Raw genomic sequence first — 14,710 nt, 5'->3', positions numbered from 1 at the left:
CGTTACCGGGCGAACGGGCCGTCGGTGATGCCCAGCTGTCCGCGAATCGAGTCGATGATCGCCAACGTCTGCACGGCGTCCTCGATCGTGTGCACCGACGATTCGAGGCGTCCTTCGCCGATCGCGCGGGCAGCATCGACGGCTGCGTAGTAGAGACCGTCCACCTGCACGCCCTTGTCCTCGCGGTACTCGAGGGTCTCGCCGTCGCGGAGGGTCACGGTGAAGGATCCCGGCATGAAGAACGGGCCCTCGACCGTCAGCGTTCCGTCGCGGCCACAGATCGTCGCCGACGTCGGGGTGTTGCTCAGGATCGTGGTGTTCATGACCGAATGGTTGCCGCCGGTGTGGGTCAGCACGGCGGAGACCTGGCCGTTCAGTTCGTCGTTCGCGGGCTGGCCGACGGCGGTGATGGACTCGGGCGCACCCAGGATCGTGTGGATGAACGATGCGTCGTAGGTGCCGAGGTCCAGCAACGGGCCGCCTGCCAGTGCCGGGTCGTAGATGCGGTGGTCGGTGGTGAAGTACTCGCCGTGGTCCACCAGGACCGTCCGGATCGGGCCGAGCACGCCGCTGTCGACGATCTGCCGGAGTACGTCGAACTTCGGCAGGAACTTCGTCCACATGGCTTCGCCTACGAACACGCCTGCTTCGGCGGCGGCTGCACCGATCTCGGCGGCGCGAGTTGCATCGACGGCAAGTGGCTTCTCGACGAGCACGTGCTTGCCTGCGGCTATCGACGCCAGCGCGTTCGTGTGGTGTTCGGTGTGCGGCGTCGCGATGTAGACGACGTCGATGTCCGGATCGGCGAGCAGAGCGTCGTAGCTTCCGTAGGACTTCGGCAGGGAGTGGCGCCCGGCGAATTCCGCTGCGCGATCTTCGCTTCGGGAGGCCACGGCCACGACCTGCTGAGTCGAGTTCTTCGCCAGCGATTCGGCGAAGCGGTCCGCGATCCAGCCCGGACCGAGAATGCCCCAACGCAGTACCGGTGCCTCGTTCGGATTCGGCACGGTGGAGACGGGTAGCGAAGTCATCGGCAAACCTGTTCTGTCGAAGGGTAGTTTGTTAGGACATCAGGATGTAATACTCAGCACATGACTGTACGCGTTGGAATCATCGGAGTCGGCGTCATGGGTGCCGATCACGCTCGCAAGATCAACGGATCGATCTCGGGTGCGGAGGTGTCGGCAGTCGCCGATTTCGACACCGACCGGGCCAAGACCGTCGCCGCAGAGCTGAAGGCCGCAGACGTGGCGGCCGACGGCTTCGAGCTCATCGCCAGCGACTCGGTCGACGCGATCGTCGTGGCGTCGCACGACTCCACCCACGCCGAGCTCGTGCACGCCGCGCTCGCAGCGGGCAAGCCGGTCCTGTGCGAGAAGCCCCTCGCGCCGACGGCCGACCTGTGCCGCGAGATCATCGCCGCACAGGGCGACCGCAACCTCATCACCGTCGGGTTCATGCGCCGATTCGACCCCGCGTACAACGAACTCAAGCGCGCAGCGGCACCCGAGCGGATCGGCGACACCCTCGTTGCGCACTGCATCAGCCGCAACGTGGTGGCCGGTCCCGGCGACTCCGCCGCGACCATCACCAACTCCGCGATCCACGAGCTCGACATCATGCCGTGGCTGCTCGGCTCACCCATCACCGAGGTCAGCTGGCATGCGGGACGCACCAGCAAGTACTCGGGAGTTCGTCAGGACCCCCAGATCATGCTGCTGCGCACCGAATCCGACGTTCTCATGACCGTCGAACTGTTCGTGAACGCACGGTACGGTTACGACACGCGATGCGAGATCGTCGGGGAAGAAGGGATCGCGCAGTTCGCCATCCCGGCACACGTCATCGTCGACAGCGAACTCAAGCGCTCCATCGAATACCCCCTCGACTGGGTTCCCCGCTACGCCGAGGCCTACCGACTCGAACTCCAGGAATGGGTCGATTCGATCGAGGAAGGCCGCGCCTCCACCCTCGCCGACGCCGACGCGGGCCTGCGCGCCGGTCTCGTCGCCGACGCACTCGTGGTATCGATGAACGAGGGCGGCCGAACGGTCACCGTCGAATACTGATCGAAAGAGGTTCCATGACATCGACATTCCCGCTCGCCGACGGAACCGTCCTCCCCGCAGTGGGTCTGGGGACGGTTGTCGCCGACGGGGAAGACATGGCGGCGACGGTCACGTCGGCGCTCGAATCCGGTTACCGTCTGATCGACACCGCGCTGCGGTACGGCAGCGAGGAAGGCGTCGGACAGGCTGTCCGGGAGTCCGGCGTTCCTCGTGACGAGATTCTCGTGACGACGAAGATTCCCGGTCACTACCACGGCTACGACGAGGCCAAGGAATCCGTCCGGCTCTCGCTGGAGAACCTGGGCCTGGAACGAATCGACCTGCTGCTCATCCACTGGCCCCTGCCGAAGGTGGACAAGTACGTGGACACGTGGCGCGCGATGATCGACCTCCAGCGTGACGGTGTCGCGACGTCGATCGGTGTTTCCAACTTCACCGAAGCGCATCTCGACCGGCTGGTGCAGGAGACCGGAGTTGCTCCGGTGGTCAACCAGATCGAGCTCCATCCGTACTTCCCCCAAGCACGGTTGCGCGCGTACCACGCCGAGCACGGAATCGTCACCGAGAGCTGGAGTCCACTCGGTCGAGGCTCGGAGCTGTTGAAGGCCGACCCGGTTGCGGATGCAGCCGCCGCACACGACGTTTCGCCGGGCCAGGTGGTCCTGCGGTGGCACAATCAGCTCGGTTCGGTGTCGCTACCGAAGTCGTCCAACCCTGACCGTCAGCGCCAGAACCTCGACATCTTCGGTTTCACCCTGACCGACGACGAGGTGGCGGCGATCTCGTCACTGGAGCGTGGGCGTATCTGGGGCCAGGATCCCGACACCCACGAGGAGTTCTGACCGGCGCAGGCGCGTCGGTATTTCCTCGCGGGCTGGCGCTGCTCGTCGCCGGCGCGTTGTTCATGGAAATTCTCGACGCGACGGTCATCGCGACCGCTGTGCCCGCGATGGCCGAATCGTTCGGAGTGGATCCGGTCGACATCGGTATCGCCATCTCGTCGTACATCCTCACGCTCGCCGTTCTGATCCCGGCGAGCGGGTGGATGGCCGACCGCTTCGGTGTTCGACGTGTGTTCCTGGCTGCGATCGTGGTGTTCACCGCGGCGTCGATCGGGTGTGCGCTGAGCCCGACCCTTCCGGCTCTGGTCGTGATGCGGGTACTGCAAGGCGTCGGCGGCGCCATGATGGTGCCGGTCGGCAGGCTGGCAGTGCTGCGCGCCACGACGAAAACCGAACTCGTGCGAGCGATCGCGTACCTCACCTGGCCTGCACTGACCGCGCCGGTCATCGCCCCCGCGGTCGGCGGCGCAATCGTCACCTATGCGTCCTGGCGGTGGATCTTCCTGATCAACGTGCCGCTCGGCATCATCGGATTCGTGGTGGGACTGCGGCTCGTGCGCGGCGTCGACGGCAGCCGGGCGCGTCGGCCACTCGACTGGCGCGGGTTGGTGGCTACTGCCGTCGGTGTCGCGGTGTTGATCGTGTCCCTAGACGGTGTTCGCACCGAGGGAACGAACTGGCTCACGGTGGGAACCGGCGTGGTCTTCGCGGCGCTGGTCCTGGCTGTCGCCGCTGTTCACCTGACCCGGACCGAGCATCCGCTGCTGGACCTGACGGTGCTGAAGATCGAGTCGTTCCGCAACACCGCGACCTACGGATCGTTCTACCGCATGCTGATCACGGCTGTCCCGTTCCTGCTGCCGTTGATGTTCCAGCTTCGCTTCGGCTGGTCGCCGTTCGTCTCCGGACTGATGGTCATCGCTCTGTTCGCGGGCAACATCCTCGTCAAGCCGACGACGACGCCGCTCATGCGACGATTCGGAATCAGGACCGTCATCATCGCCGACGGAGCGTTGTCGGTGCTGTGCTTCGGAGCGATAGCACTCGTCGACGTGGACACGTCGCCGGTGATCATCGCTGCCGTCCTGGTGATCAGTGGGGCGTTGCGGTCCGTCGGATTCACCGCGTACAACACCCTGGCCTTCGCGGACATCGACAGCGACCGACTCACCCACGCCAACACGTTCCACGCGTCGGCTCAAGAGCTGTTCTCCGGATTGGGCGTCGCGCTGGGAGCAATCGCCCTGACCGTGTCCACCGGCGTCGTCGGCGGGTTGGGGTGGCAGTCGGGGCAGGCGTTCGCACTGTCCTTCGCCTCACTGGGGGTCCTCATGACCGTCGTGGTGGTCGGCGGCCTACTCCTCCCGTTCGACGCCGGTGCCGCGGTGACGAAGCCCAAGACCTCGGCCTGATCCACCCTGGTGGACGATGAGAATTTCCTCATCTCGGCTTCCTCTTCCTCTCACGTTCGACGGACATGCTTGCCATGTCACCGAAAGTCGGACATCGAAGGGAACACACCATGAGGAAAGTAGTCACGCTCGCCGTCGCCGGATCCGCGGCGACACTTCTCGCACTCGGCGGAATCGGCGCCGTCGCACTCGCCGACGACAGCCCAGCGCCCGCACAGCTACCGACATCGACTCCGACCGCACCCGACTCCGCGCCGGCATCGCCGAACCCAACCGATCCAGGGGTACCACCGCAGCCGTTCGACGACGACTGGCACGACGACGACTGGGACGACCGGCACGATGATGACTGGGACGACCGGCACGACGATGACTGGGACGACCGGCACGACGATGACTGGGACGACCGGCACGACGACTGATTCCCCCTCGACGCAGCGGGGCCTGTCCGACCCATCACATACGCGAAAGGGCCGTGCATACGATCAGATCGTATGCACGGCCCTTTCACGCGATCAGCGGTGCGGCTACCCGCGACGCCGTGGCGACAGCGGTCTAGCGAGCGAACAACAGTGCGCGCTTGACTTCCTGGATCGCCTTGGTGACCTGGATGCCACGAGGGCATGCGTCGGTGCAGTTGAAGGTGGTGCGGCAGCGCCACACGCCTTCGACGTCGTTGAGGATGTCCAGACGCTCGGAGGCGCCTTCGTCGCGGCTGTCGAAGATGAACCGGTGTGCGTTGACGATGGCGGCCGGACCGAAGTAGCTGCCGTCGCTCCAGAAGACGGGGCACGACGTGGTGCAGCATGCACAGAGGATGCACTTGGTCGTGTCGTCGAACCGGGCGCGGTCGGCCTGGCTCTGGATGCGCTCACGCGTCGGCTCGTTGCCGCTGGCCATGAGGAACGGCTTGACGGCGCGGAAGGCATCGAAGAAGGGCTCCATGTCGACGATGAGGTCCTTCTCGACCGGCAGACCCCTGATGGGCTCGATCGTGATGGTCAACGACTTGGACGAGTCCTTCGGCAGCATGTCACGCATCAGCACCTTGCAGGCGAGACGGTTGACGCCGTTGATGCGCATGGCGTCGGAGCCGCAGACACCGTGCGCACAGGAGCGACGGAACGTCAGGGTGCCGTCGAGGTAGCCCTTCACGTACAGCAGCAGGTTGAGCAGGCGGTCCGTCGGCAGCGTCGGCACCTGGAAGCTGTCCCAGTGCTGTCCTTCGCCGTTCTCCGGGTTGAAGCGGGCGATCTTCAGGGTGACCATCACTGCACCGTTGGGCACGGGCGGCTCGGCGACCTGATCTGGCTTGTCGAGAGTGGGGGCGCTCATATCAGTACTTCCGCTCCATCGGCTCGTAACGGGTCTGGATTACCGGCTTGTAGTCCAGACGGATGTCGGTGAGCAGGCCAGTGCCTTCTTTGTAGGCCATGGTGTGCTTCATGTACTCGTCGTCGTTGCGGTTGGGGTAGTCCTCGCGTGCGTGTCCGCCGCGCGATTCCTTCCGGTTGAGTGCTCCGACGACCGTGACCTCTGCCATCTCGAGCAGGAAGCCGAGTTCGACGGCCTCGAGGAGATCGCTGTTGTAGCGAGTTCCCTTGTCCTGCACGGTGATGTGGTTGTACCGCTCCTTGAGGGCGCGGACGTCCTTCAGCGCGGTCTCGAGACGCTCCTCGGTACGGAACACCGAGGCGTTGTTGTCCATGGACTGCTGCAGCTCGGTGCGGATGTCCGCGACGCGCTCGTGGCCGTGGTCGGACAGAACGAGTTCGAGCCACTCCTCGACCATCTTCGCCGGCTCCTCCGGAAGCGGGGTGAAGTCCACGGAGTTGGCGTACTTGGCCGCTGCGATGCCCGAGCGACGTCCGAAGACGTTGATGTCGAGCAGCGAGTTCGTGCCGAGACGGTTTGCGCCGTGCACCGACACGCATGCGCACTCACCTGCCGCATAGAGGCCGGGGACGATGTCGTCGTTGTTGCGCAGCACCTCACCGTTGATCTTGGTGGGGATACCGCCCATGACGTAGTGGCACGTCGGGTAGACGGGCACGGGCTCCTTCACGGGGTCCACGCCGAGGTAGGTGCGCGAGAACTCCATGATGTCCGGGAGTTTCTCGTCGAGAACTTCCTCGGGGATGTGCGTGACGTCGATGTAGACGTAGTCCTTGTTGGGACCGCCACCGCGTCCTTCGAGTACCTCGAGGACCATCGAGCGCGCGACGATGTCGCGAGGTGCGAGGTCCTTGATGGTGGGGGCGTAGCGCTCCATGAAGCGCTCGCCGGACTCGTTGCGGAGGATGCCGCCCTCGCCTCGCACGGCCTCGGAGATGAGGATGCCGAGACCTGCGAGACCTGTCGGGTGGAACTGGTGGAACTCCATGTCCTCCAAGGGAAGTCCCTTGCGGAAGACGATGCCCATACCGTCGCCGGTGAGCGTGTGGGCATTGGAGGTGGTCTTGTACATCCGGCCCGAGCCGCCCGTCGCGAAGACGATCGACTTGGCGTGGAAGATGTGCAGTTCGCCCGTCGCCAACTCGTAGGCGATGATGCCGGTCGCAACCGGACCGTTGTCCGTCTCGGTCAAGCAGAGATCGAGCGCATAGAACTCGTTGTAGAACTCCACGTCGTGCTTGACGCAGTTCTGGTAGAGCGTCTGGAGGATCATGTGGCCGGTGCGGTCGGCGGCGTAACACGCACGTCGAACGGGGGCCTTGCCGTGGTCACGGGTGTGGCCACCGAAACGACGCTGGTCGATCTTGCCCTCGGGTGTCCGGTTGAACGGCAGACCCATCTTCTCGAGGTCCAGAACGGCGTCGATCGCTTCCTTGGCCATGATCTCGACGGCGTCCTGGTCGGCGAGGTAGTCGCCACCCTTGACGGTGTCGAAGGTGTGCCACTCCCAGTTGTCTTCCTCGACGTTGGCGAGTGCGGCACACATGCCACCCTGCGCGGCACCGGTGTGCGAGCGCGTCGGGTAGAGCTTGGTCAGTACCGCCGTGCGGGCCCGGGGGCCGGCTTCGATGGCTGCTCGCATGCCTGCGCCGCCGGCGCCGACGATGAGCACGTCATAACGATGTTCCTGCATGAATGCTTCAGTTCCCTTAGCTCGCCGAAATGTTCGGATCGAAGGTGAAGATGACGTAGGTGCCCAAGCCCATGATCAGGATCATCGACAGTACGAGCAGCGTCGTCAGCCAGAATCGGGTCGAGTCCTTGCGCGAGTAGTCAGCGATGATGGTGCGCAGGCCGTTGCCTCCGTGCAGCTGAGCCAGCCACAGCATCGTCAGGTCCCAGAACTGCCAGAAGGGGCTCGACCAGCGTCCGGCGACGAACGCGAAGTTGATGCGGTGCACTCCCTCGTCGAGCATCAACATGATGAACATGTGGCCCAGAACGAGGACGACGAGCGCGAGTCCGGAGAAGCGCATGAACAGCCATGCGTACAGCTCGAAGTTGCCGCGGGACTTCCGGCGCGGCGAGCGCGGGTTGTCCAGGCTTGCCGGTCGGTCGTAGGTCTTGCCGAGGGACTTGGCCTCGGATCCGTGTGTCGTTGCCATCAGTGCCCGCTCGCTGTGAACATGTTGTAGAAGATTCGGCCCGCTCCCGGAATCATGACCACGATCCACACCGCGGCGATGACCCACAGCATCAGCTTCTGGTACTTCGGTCCCTTGGACCAGAAGTCGACCAGCATGACGCGGATGCCGTTGAGTGCGTGGTACAGCACTGCAGCGACGAGACCGATCTCCATGAGGCCGACGAGCGGCGTCTTGTAGGTGTCGATGATCGCGTCGTACGTCTCGGGGTTGACCCGGACCATTGCGGTGTCCAGAACGTGGACGAACAGGAAGAAGAACACCAACACACCGGTGATCCGGTGCAGAACCCAGGACCACATTCCGGGATCACCGCGGTACAGAGACCGCTTACGCTCCTTGGCCGGAGCGACTTCCGTCGTGCTACTCATCGAGTGCAAAGCCTCCAACGTCATTGGTGGACGCGTCGAGCCTGGTAGCCGGGGCTTGAATGCCTGGCTCGATTTGTCTTACTCCGGCTCCGAACGGTTATCGAATGCCGCCGTCTTCGAACTCTAAACCCATTGGAAACTTGGAACTAATTCGACTCGAGATTCGTACTGACCTGCATTTCGTTGTTAGGTTTGCCTTCCCAATTCTTCGGGATCGGTTCAGTCGTCTGTGGTGCACGGCGGACTCGCCCGTGATTTGATTGTGAACATGCCTGAAATCGACTGGAAAACGTTGCGAGACAAAGCTCATGAGGTTATGAGGCAAGCCTATGCGCCGTACTCCGACTATCCGGTCGGTGCCGCGGCTTTAGTGGACGATGGGCGAATTGTCACCGGATGCAATGTGGAAAATGTCTCATATGGTTTGGGGCTCTGCGCAGAGTGTGGGCTCGTGTCCAACCTTCATTCGACCGGAGGCGGACGTTTGGTCGCCTTCGCATGTTGCGACAGCCGCGGGCAGAAGTTGATGCCCTGCGGCCGATGCAGGCAGTTGTTGTTCGAGTTCGGCGGGGCCGGATTGCTCGTCGACACCGCATCCGGACCGACCCCGCTGGGGGACCTGCTGCCGTCTGCCTTCGGTCCGGACGACCTCGAATCGGGCAGAGTAGGGAACCATGTCTGACGCAACTTCCGTCATCTCCGCCAAACGCGACGGCCACGAGCTCACCGCCGACCAGATCGATTGGGTGATCGACGCCTTCACTCGGGGCGTCGTCGCCGACGAGCAGATGGCCGCCCTCGCGATGGCCATCTTCTGGCGAGGCATGACGCGCTCCGAACTGAGCCGATGGACGTCGGCGATGATCGCGTCTGGATCGACGATGGACTTCAGCGGTCTGCCCCGGCCCACCGTCGACAAGCACTCGACGGGGGGAGTGGGTGACAAGATCACGTTGCCCCTCGCCCCGCTGGTGGCCGCCTGCGGCGCTGCGGTTCCCCAGCTGTCCGGTCGGGGGCTGGGCCACACCGGGGGCACGCTCGACAAGTTGGAGTCCATTTCTGGGTGGCGCGCGGACCTGACCGGCGACGACATCCACCGGATCCTCGCCGATCCCGCGGTCGGTGCCGTCGTCTGCGCCGCCAACGCGGACCTCGCGCCCGCCGACAAGAGGCTCTACGCCCTGCGTGACGTCACCGGAACCGTCGAGTCGATCCCGTTGATCGCCAGTTCCATCATGAGCAAGAAGATCGCCGAAGGAACCGGCGCACTCGTCCTGGACGTCAAGGTGGGCGCGGGCGCGTTCATGAAGAACCTCGCCGACTCTCGGACATTGGCGGAAGCCATGGTCGATCTCGGAAGCGACGCAGGTGTGCGCACCATCGCTCTTCTGACAGCGATGGATTCACCGCTCGGACTGACCGCAGGCAACGCGCTCGAAGTCGAGGAATCGCTGGAAGTTCTCGCCGGCGGAGGGCCCGCGGACATCGTCGAACTGACGGTCACGCTTGCCCGAACGATGCTGTCCGCAGCCGGAATCGAAGGTGTCGACCCCGCGGACAAGCTGGCCGACGGTACTGCCATGGACCGGTGGAAGGCGATGATCTCCGCGCAGGGCGGAGATCCGTCGGCTCCGCTTCCGGTCGCGGCGGAGTCGCACGACATCACCGCCGAGTCCGACGGTGTGATCACGGGCCTCGATGCGATGGGTGTGGGCGTCGCCGCCTGGAGGCTCGGCGCGGGGCGGGAGCGGCAGGGCGAGCCGGTGCAGGCGGGCGCCGGGGTACGTCTGCACGCGAAGCCTGGGGACCGCGTCACCGCCGGGCAGAAGATCGCCACCCTCTACACCGACACCCCCGAGAAGTTCGAGTACGCGACGGCGGCGATGGCCGACGCCTGGTCTTTCGGAGACACGTTCGAGGCGTCGCCTATCGTCCTGGAACGAGTGGGCGGGTAGCGCGCAGCCGTGGGTGCGGCGCGGGGCCGATGACACGCGAACGTTCGACGATCGCGCTACCGTCGGACCATGAGTACCGCGACCAGATCGACAGAGTCCACCGGCGGGTCGTCGCCGCTCGACCTCCCCACCATCAAGACCGCTCCGAAAGCACTGCTGCACGACCATCTCGACGGCGGTCTGCGGCCGCAGACCGTCCTGGAGCTCGCCGAGGAATGCGGATACGACGGCTTGCCCGCGACGGACGGACAGGCTCTCGGGGCGTGGTTTCGCACTGCCGCCGACAGTGGTTCGCTCGAGCGGTACCTCGAAACCTTCGCGCACACCGTTGCGGTGATGCAGACACCGGAGGGGTTGTCGAGGGTTGCGCGTGAGTGCGCCGAGGATCTCGCCGACGACGGGGTCATCTACGCAGAGGTCCGCTTCGCGCCCGAGCAACATCTGGATCGAGGGCTCTCGCTCGACCAGGTCGTCGAGCACGTTCTCGAAGGATTCCGGGCCGGCGAGTCGGCGGCACGGGTGAACGGCAAGAGGATTCGGGTCGGTTGTCTGCTGACGGCCATGCGCCACGCGGCGCGGTCTCGGGAGATCGCCGAGCTGGCGGTGCGCTTCCGTGATCGCGGTGTCGTCGGGTTCGACATCGCCGGTGCGGAAGCAGGCTTCCCTCCGAGTCGTCACCTCGACGCATTCGAGTACATGCGAGCAGCCAACGCGCACTTCACCATCCACGCCGGTGAGGCCTTCGGGCTGCCGTCGATCCAGGAGGCCGTCGCGTTCTGCGGGACGGACCGACTCGGGCACGGAGTGCGAATCATCGACGACATCGACGTCTCCTCCGACGGTGTCCCGAACCTCGGCCTGCTCGCCGCATACGTGCGGGACAAGCGGATGCCCCTGGAACTGTGCCCCAGCTCCAACGTTCAGACAGGTGCAGTCGACAGCCTCGAGAAGCATCCGTTCGATCTGTTGGCCCGGCTGCGTTTCCGCGTCACCGTCAACACCGACAACCGGCTTATGAGCGACACCACCATGTCACGCGAGATGCACAAGCTGGTGAGCACATTCGGATACGGCTGGACGGACCTCGAGCGGTTCACCATCAATGCCATGAAGTCCGCGTTCATCCCGTTCGACGAACGACTCGAGCTGATCGACGACGTCGTCAAACCGGGTTACGCGGTACTCGTCGGCTGAACCGGCGAGCCGGCCACAGGTCACTCCTTGCGTAGGCGGGCCTCGAATTCGCGTTCGAGCGCCCGCCACGCCTCGGCTTCGACGGCGAACGGCGGACTCGGCGCCAGCCTGTTCGGATCCGGCTCGAGGGTGTACGACACGTACCACCCCAGAGGCGTGGAACTGGCGAGCGCTTCCTCCACCGAATCGTCGTCGGCGAAGTCCGCTGCATCGGTGAACAATTCGACGGCCAGATCCAGCTGGTCGGTATCCACCGAATCCGGACCCTCGGCGAGGTCGTCGGCCAGGCCGGGGAGGACGTAGACGTTGTCGTCGGTCACCTCGATCTGCAGTGAGCCGTCGATCGCGGCCGTCTGAACGTCGGCGAACGTGCTGACCTTGGCGAGATCGTGATCGTGATCGTCGGCGAGGTAGCGGGCCAGCGAACGCTCGGACCCGAACACGGTGATGGACCCGGTGCGCCCGAGGAAGATCGGCTCGTCGTCGATGTAGCACCGCAGGGTGTAGTAGGTGTCCTCGGACGTGATGATGCGTACCGGGTCGATACCGACACCCGCCCAGAAATCGTCCTCGGCGGCGTGCACGGCAATGGGATCCGGATCCTCCTCGGTGTCGCTCTCGCCGTCCTCGGTGTCCTCGTCGGGGTCGTCCTCGCTGAGATCGTCGGCGTCGACGATGTTCTCCGCGGCAGCCAGTAGTTCCGCCTCCGCGACGTCCACGGCCTTGGCGTCGACGTCGGGTGTGGTGACCACCGAGTCGATGGCGTCGATGATGTCGTCCCAGCTCTTGGCGATGGACGCACCGATGCGGTCCCACAGCTTCTGGCCGTCCTTGCCGACGTAGGCGTCGACGCCGAGACCCACCGAACCCAGGTGGGGGTTGCCGGCGAAGAACGAAGCGACAGAGTTGATCTCACAGACATCGCCGATGGTCTGAACCATCTCGAAGATTGCGGTGAGCTCGGCCAGGACGTCGGAGTCGGGTTCCTCGGCGACGAGCTCCGGCACACCGACCAGATCGAACCGGTGGAGATCGTCGGGCTCGAGCTCGTTCGCCGCAAGCGAGGACACGACCGTCCACGACGGATGGTCGACGAGGTCGTTGTCGTTGTCGTTCCGGATGAATGCGGCGAGGTGAGCCACGGCTTCGAAGCCGTAGAGGTCTTCCTCGTGCCCGAGGAACGCCTCCCACTCGTCGTCGCCCTCTCGCCACTCCGGAGCCCACAGGGTGACGAAGTCGCCGCGGGTGAGACCAAGTTCGATCGGGATGATGTCGCCAGCCATGGCCGGAAGCCTATCTCAGGTCTCTGAGAGGGAACTTTGCATCCTGTCCAAGATCGCCGCGCGACGTTCGAGAGCTTCCCGCGCCGCGTCGGAGGACAGTTCGACGATTGCTCGTCCGAGGTCCCGGGCCGACGTTCCCGTGAGGTCCGGTGCCAGCTCCAGCGCGGTCAACGCACCGCTGCCATCGACGGTGACCGACACGTGCCCGTCCTCGGTGCGACGTGTGACCTGCAGCGATGCCAGTGCCTCCGACGCGTCGTGCATGGTGTCCAGAGCACGGTCCGCGTGTGCCACGAGCATGACGATCGGATCGGTCACAGTGGTGTCATCCACGACGACGGTGGCTGCTCGGTGTCCATCAGTTCGTTCTCCGCGTCCGCGACGTCGGATGCGGACGGCAGGCCGAGCATGTCCAGGACGTCCCTGCTCATCCCCGATTGTTCGAGAAGTGTTCTCCGTTCGGCACGCGCTCGTTCGGTTGCGCGCCTGCAGAGATCGAGCACCGTGGCAGCCAATTCTGCACCCCCGTAGCGGAGTTCGGCCGAATCGATGTGAATGGACACAGGCAAGCCGGACTCGGATGCACGTACCCGTACCGAGTCGTCTCGAGTAGCCGCCTGCGCGATCATCGGCTCGCTCGTCGTCTCGTCCGTCATTCGGTGGGCCTGTAGAAGCCCTTGAAGCCCATGCCGGAGTTGGTCGTCCTGATCTCGCCGACCTGTACCGGGTCACCTGCTTCCACGAGTTGGCCGTTCCCGATGACCATCGCGACATGGCCGTCCCACACAGCCAGATCGCCCGGCATCAGCTCGTCCTGCCCGACCTGGGTGCCGACGTTCTGTTCCTGAGCCAGCCGCGGAATCTCGACTCCCTGCTCGCCGTACGCCCACTGGGTGAGCCCGCTGCAGTCGAGGCCCTGCCCGGGGGACGTGCCTCCCCAGACGTACGGAGTGCCCTGCTGAGTCAGAGCGCTTCTGACTGCACCCGCGGCTTGCTCGTTGGGAGCGGTCGCGACGCTGCCGTCGGGCAGAGCGACCTGAACGCCGCGGCCGGGCGCGCCGGTGTCGGCTGTCGTGCGGTCAGGAGTTCCGGTGTACATCGACATGCCCGGCGGGGGAGGCGATGCGGCCGGACCCGAGGACGGTGAGAGGAGCGAGGACGGTGCGTCGGGCATCGAGGGTGCCGACGCGGACACCGTGCGAAGGAAGTTCCGACCGAACTGGCTTCCCGGATCGGATCCAGGCGCCGCGGCCGTCACGGTCCTGACCGGGTCCGGGGCAGGGGAGGCGGCGGTGGGAGCAGCCCCGGCGGGCTCGGGAACCGGCGGTGGCGCCGCGTACGCGCCGATCTCCGCTGCGTGGCCGGCGAGCTCGGCTCGCACACGTGCGACGACGGCGAGCGCCCGCTGCAGATGATCGATTGCCGCACCGATCAGCATTGTCGACCCGGCCGGAGTGAACAGCACGGGTGCGGCAGTGGTGGCCACCGTGACGAAGGACTGCAGGATGCCGTGGAGCTCGACAAGGCCGGCTTGTACCTTGTCGCATGCGCGGTCCACGACGGCCGCGATCTCGTCACCGTGCTCGGACAACCCGATCGCGCTCGTCTGCGCCTGTCCGGCGAGGTCCAGCGCCGCCGTCGCGGCCGGACCACTCCACATGGCAGCCAGTTCTCCGATGGCGGATCGCCCGATGCTCTGCACGGAGTCGAGTGCCCGAGACGACGATCTCAGTACATCCGCCGGACCACCTGCGGGAATGATTCCCGACCCGAATCCGCCCAGCAGATCCGTGATCGGTTTCGCCAGCACATCGATCACGCCAGGCTCGCAGCCGTCGACGCATCGGTGGTGTCGTACCCGGCGGCCGACGCGGACGCAGCAACCCCGATGCTCGCGACGGTGCCGGCCAGCCGGGACACCGCAGCGGTGTGGGCAGTGTGCACCGCGGTGAACGCGGCGAGGAATTCCGTCCCGATTGCGCCGA

General features: G+C 65.2%; 16 protein-coding genes. 7 read left to right on the top strand and 9 right to left on the bottom strand.

Annotated elements, in window-relative coordinates:
- Positions 1-2: 2 nt before the first annotated feature.
- Positions 3-1,031: a Gfo/Idh/MocA family protein gene (locus BH95_RS08555; protein WP_037181570.1), complete on the bottom strand. Its 1,029-nt coding sequence runs from the start codon at positions 1,029-1,031 to the stop codon at positions 3-5.
- A 60-nt stretch (positions 1,032-1,091) separates the two neighbouring features.
- Here BH95_RS08555 and BH95_RS08550 point away from each other — a divergent pair, with 60 nt between their 5' ends.
- The 4 genes from BH95_RS08550 to BH95_RS08535 all read left to right on the top strand — a co-directional run bounded on the left by BH95_RS08550 (position 1,092) and on the right by BH95_RS08535 (position 4,745).
- On the top strand, positions 1,092-2,069 hold the full coding sequence (locus tag BH95_RS08550; RefSeq protein ID WP_019666220.1) for a Gfo/Idh/MocA family oxidoreductase: 978 nt from the start codon (positions 1,092-1,094) through the stop codon (positions 2,067-2,069).
- Between the two features lie 14 nt (positions 2,070-2,083).
- A complete protein-coding gene (locus BH95_RS08545) occupies positions 2,084-2,911 on the top strand; it encodes an aldo/keto reductase (RefSeq protein ID WP_020112185.1) in 828 nt (275 codons plus the stop codon).
- Between the two features lie 32 nt (positions 2,912-2,943).
- Positions 2,944-4,323: an MFS transporter gene (locus BH95_RS08540; protein WP_027498885.1), complete on the top strand. Its 1,380-nt coding sequence runs from the start codon at positions 2,944-2,946 to the stop codon at positions 4,321-4,323.
- Between the two features lie 110 nt (positions 4,324-4,433).
- Positions 4,434-4,745, top strand: a complete 312-nt coding sequence (locus BH95_RS08535; protein ID WP_020112183.1) for a hypothetical protein — start codon at positions 4,434-4,436, stop codon at positions 4,743-4,745.
- A gap of 133 nt (positions 4,746-4,878) precedes the next feature.
- Here BH95_RS08535 and BH95_RS08530 read toward each other — a convergent pair whose 3' ends face one another.
- Genes BH95_RS08530 through sdhC form a run of 4 tightly spaced genes read right to left on the bottom strand, consistent with a single transcriptional unit; the run spans position 4,879 to position 8,293 of the window.
- The gene (locus tag BH95_RS08530) at positions 4,879-5,658 is read right to left on the bottom strand and encodes a succinate dehydrogenase iron-sulfur subunit (RefSeq protein WP_019666216.1); all 780 of its coding nucleotides are present in this window, start codon (positions 5,656-5,658) and stop codon (positions 4,879-4,881) included.
- 1 nt (position 5,659) lies between these two features.
- A complete protein-coding gene (gene sdhA, locus BH95_RS08525) occupies positions 5,660-7,411 on the bottom strand; it encodes a succinate dehydrogenase flavoprotein subunit (RefSeq protein WP_019666215.1) in 1,752 nt (583 codons plus the stop codon).
- A gap of 16 nt (positions 7,412-7,427) precedes the next feature.
- Complete coding sequence (locus BH95_RS08520; RefSeq protein WP_019666214.1) at positions 7,428-7,883, bottom strand: succinate dehydrogenase hydrophobic membrane anchor subunit; 456 nt, start codon at positions 7,881-7,883, stop codon at positions 7,428-7,430.
- Positions 7,883-8,293 (bottom strand): succinate dehydrogenase, cytochrome b556 subunit, encoded by a 411-nt coding sequence (sdhC, locus tag BH95_RS08515; protein ID WP_094620628.1) that lies wholly within the window; start codon positions 8,291-8,293, stop codon positions 7,883-7,885. The genes BH95_RS08520 and sdhC overlap by 1 nt, the downstream gene beginning before the upstream one ends.
- Before the next feature lie 268 nt (positions 8,294-8,561).
- On the opposite strand from sdhC, the gene BH95_RS28215 reads away from it, so the two are divergent.
- The 3 genes from BH95_RS28215 (at position 8,562) to BH95_RS08500 (ending at position 11,442) form a co-directional block, all read left to right on the top strand.
- Positions 8,562-8,975, top strand: a complete 414-nt coding sequence (locus BH95_RS28215) for a cytidine deaminase (protein WP_026347967.1) — start codon at positions 8,562-8,564, stop codon at positions 8,973-8,975.
- Entirely contained in the window at positions 8,968-10,248 is a 1,281-nt protein-coding gene (locus tag BH95_RS08505) for a thymidine phosphorylase (RefSeq protein ID WP_037181568.1), read from the top strand. Before BH95_RS28215 ends, BH95_RS08505 begins: the two co-directional genes overlap by 8 nt.
- A gap of 69 nt (positions 10,249-10,317) precedes the next feature.
- Positions 10,318-11,442, top strand: coding sequence for an adenosine deaminase (locus tag BH95_RS08500; protein WP_037181566.1), 1,125 nt, complete (start codon positions 10,318-10,320; stop codon positions 11,440-11,442).
- Positions 11,443-11,462: 20 nt separating this feature from the next.
- Here BH95_RS08500 and BH95_RS08495 read toward each other — a convergent pair whose 3' ends face one another.
- Genes BH95_RS08495 through BH95_RS08480 form a run of 4 tightly spaced genes read right to left on the bottom strand, consistent with a single transcriptional unit; the run spans position 11,463 to position 14,544 of the window.
- On the bottom strand, positions 11,463-12,725 hold the full coding sequence (locus BH95_RS08495; RefSeq protein WP_020112179.1) for a hypothetical protein: 1,263 nt from the start codon (positions 12,723-12,725) through the stop codon (positions 11,463-11,465).
- 15 nt (positions 12,726-12,740) lie between these two features.
- A complete protein-coding gene (locus BH95_RS08490) occupies positions 12,741-13,058 on the bottom strand; it encodes a YbaB/EbfC family nucleoid-associated protein (RefSeq protein ID WP_020112178.1) in 318 nt (105 codons plus the stop codon).
- Positions 13,040-13,381 carry a hypothetical protein gene (locus BH95_RS08485; protein ID WP_020112177.1) on the bottom strand — a complete coding sequence of 114 codons (342 nt, stop codon included), beginning with the start codon at positions 13,379-13,381 and terminating at the stop codon, positions 13,040-13,042. Before BH95_RS08485 ends, BH95_RS08490 begins: the two co-directional genes overlap by 19 nt.
- Positions 13,378-14,544 (bottom strand): C40 family peptidase, encoded by a 1,167-nt coding sequence (locus BH95_RS08480; protein ID WP_037142815.1) that lies wholly within the window; start codon positions 14,542-14,544, stop codon positions 13,378-13,380. The genes BH95_RS08485 and BH95_RS08480 overlap by 4 nt, the downstream gene beginning before the upstream one ends.
- Positions 14,545-14,710: the final 166 nt, after the last annotated feature.

It is taken from the genome of Rhodococcoides fascians A44A, from assembly GCF_000760735.1.
In the GTDB taxonomy this organism is placed as follows: Bacteria; Actinomycetota; Actinomycetes; order Mycobacteriales; family Mycobacteriaceae; genus Rhodococcoides; species Rhodococcoides fascians_E.
The sequence above is the reverse complement of the archived record's forward strand: the minus strand, read 5'-3'. Positions and strand labels throughout refer to the sequence as shown.

What these genes read in the sequence shown, in the direction of transcription:
- BH95_RS08555 (WP_037181570.1), bottom strand. Translation starts at nt 1,031, where the DNA reads ATGACTTCGCTACCCGTCTCCACCGTGCCGAATCCGAACGAGGCACCG.
- BH95_RS08550 (WP_019666220.1), top strand. Translation starts at nt 1,092, where the DNA reads ATGACTGTACGCGTTGGAATCATCGGAGTCGGCGTCATGGGTGCCGAT.
- BH95_RS08545 (WP_020112185.1), top strand. Translation starts at nt 2,084, where the DNA reads ATGACATCGACATTCCCGCTCGCCGACGGAACCGTCCTCCCCGCAGTG.
- BH95_RS08535 (WP_020112183.1), top strand. Translation starts at nt 4,434, where the DNA reads ATGAGGAAAGTAGTCACGCTCGCCGTCGCCGGATCCGCGGCGACACTT.
- BH95_RS08530 (WP_019666216.1), bottom strand. Translation starts at nt 5,658, where the DNA reads ATGAGCGCCCCCACTCTCGACAAGCCAGATCAGGTCGCCGAGCCGCCC.
- sdhA (WP_019666215.1), bottom strand. Translation starts at nt 7,411, where the DNA reads ATGCAGGAACATCGTTATGACGTGCTCATCGTCGGCGCCGGCGGCGCA.
- BH95_RS08520 (WP_019666214.1), bottom strand. Translation starts at nt 7,883, where the DNA reads ATGGCAACGACACACGGATCCGAGGCCAAGTCCCTCGGCAAGACCTAC.
- sdhC (WP_094620628.1), bottom strand. Translation starts at nt 8,293, where the DNA reads ATGAGTAGCACGACGGAAGTCGCTCCGGCCAAGGAGCGTAAGCGGTCT.
- BH95_RS28215 (WP_026347967.1), top strand. Translation starts at nt 8,562, where the DNA reads ATGCCTGAAATCGACTGGAAAACGTTGCGAGACAAAGCTCATGAGGTT.
- BH95_RS08505 (WP_037181568.1), top strand. Translation starts at nt 8,968, where the DNA reads ATGTCTGACGCAACTTCCGTCATCTCCGCCAAACGCGACGGCCACGAG.
- BH95_RS08500 (WP_037181566.1), top strand. Translation starts at nt 10,318, where the DNA reads ATGAGTACCGCGACCAGATCGACAGAGTCCACCGGCGGGTCGTCGCCG.
- BH95_RS08495 (WP_020112179.1), bottom strand. Translation starts at nt 12,725, where the DNA reads ATGGCTGGCGACATCATCCCGATCGAACTTGGTCTCACCCGCGGCGAC.
- BH95_RS08485 (WP_020112177.1), bottom strand. Translation starts at nt 13,381, where the DNA reads ATGACGGACGAGACGACGAGCGAGCCGATGATCGCGCAGGCGGCTACT.